The 882-nt window shown below is 41.3% G+C and carries 1 protein-coding gene and 1 pseudogene; both read left to right on the top strand.

Annotation, left to right across the window (positions count from 1 at the left end; genetic code table 11):
• Positions 1-327, top strand: a pseudogene (locus ACFIMQ_RS09470) (late control protein); the annotation flags it as partial.
• Positions 284-882 (top strand): DnaB-like helicase N-terminal domain-containing protein (locus ACFIMQ_RS09465; protein ID WP_375703936.1); only part of this gene is annotated, 599 nt, incomplete at its 3' end. The pseudogene ACFIMQ_RS09470 and the gene ACFIMQ_RS09465, both read left to right, overlap by 44 nt.

The raw sequence follows: 882 nt of genomic DNA, 5'->3' as shown, positions 1-882 counted from the left end.
AGCGGTCCTGTACGCCGTCTTCGCAGTTGTTATCCATGTCAAGAGGAAGCTTTATCTGCCGCTGCTTCCGAGTCGGATCGCTTATGTCGTGCTGTAGGCAGTGGCTCTTTGTCTCTTGAGGGACGCCCTGAAATCATGGCGGATCAACCTCTCATCCTTCAAGGGTTTCGTGGGCAAATCAATGGACCATGGAAAGCCGCTACCGTCACACATCGTTATGAAAAACAAAGCGGATACACAACAGAAATCACCTTTGAGGCACCAAACAAGGGAAAAGAAAGCAATGAGAACATTGAACATGCTAAAAACAGAAAATCCAAGAGATAATTTTGCTTCTTCTTTTCGTCAACTTCCCCATAATATTGAAGCGGAACAGGCATTACTTGGAGCAATCCTGATTAATAATAATGCACTCGATCGCGTTTCAGACTTTCTCAAAGCAGAACATTTTTTTGAAACGCTACATCAAAAGATCTTTGAGATTGTCTTACAAATTATTCAAAAGGGCCATTTTGCAAACCCCATTACAATTAAGCCCTATATCCAAATGGAAGAAAAAATTGGAGATATTACTGTATACCAGTATGTTGTTCGCTTAGCCACAGAGGCAGTCACTATTATTAACGCTGAAGATTATGGACGTGTCATTTACGATCTTTTTATCCGCCGGTCTTTGATTAATCTTGGCAATGAAGTTGCCAATACAACCTTTGATGCGCCTGTCGAACTTACACCTTCCCAACAAATTGAAACAATTGAAAATCAATTATTTGAGTTAGCCGAAAAAGGAAAATATGGAGGTGGGTTTGAAAACTTTGATACAGCCATTGCAAAAGCACTTAACATGGCAAGCGCTGCGAAAAAGCGTTCCTCACAGCTTTC

Source organism: Bartonella sp. AD13SXNS (genome assembly GCF_042196465.1).
Taxonomy (GTDB): Bacteria; Pseudomonadota; Alphaproteobacteria; order Rhizobiales; family Rhizobiaceae; genus Bartonella.
The sequence above is the reverse complement of the archived record's forward strand: the minus strand, read 5'-3'. Positions and strand labels throughout refer to the sequence as shown.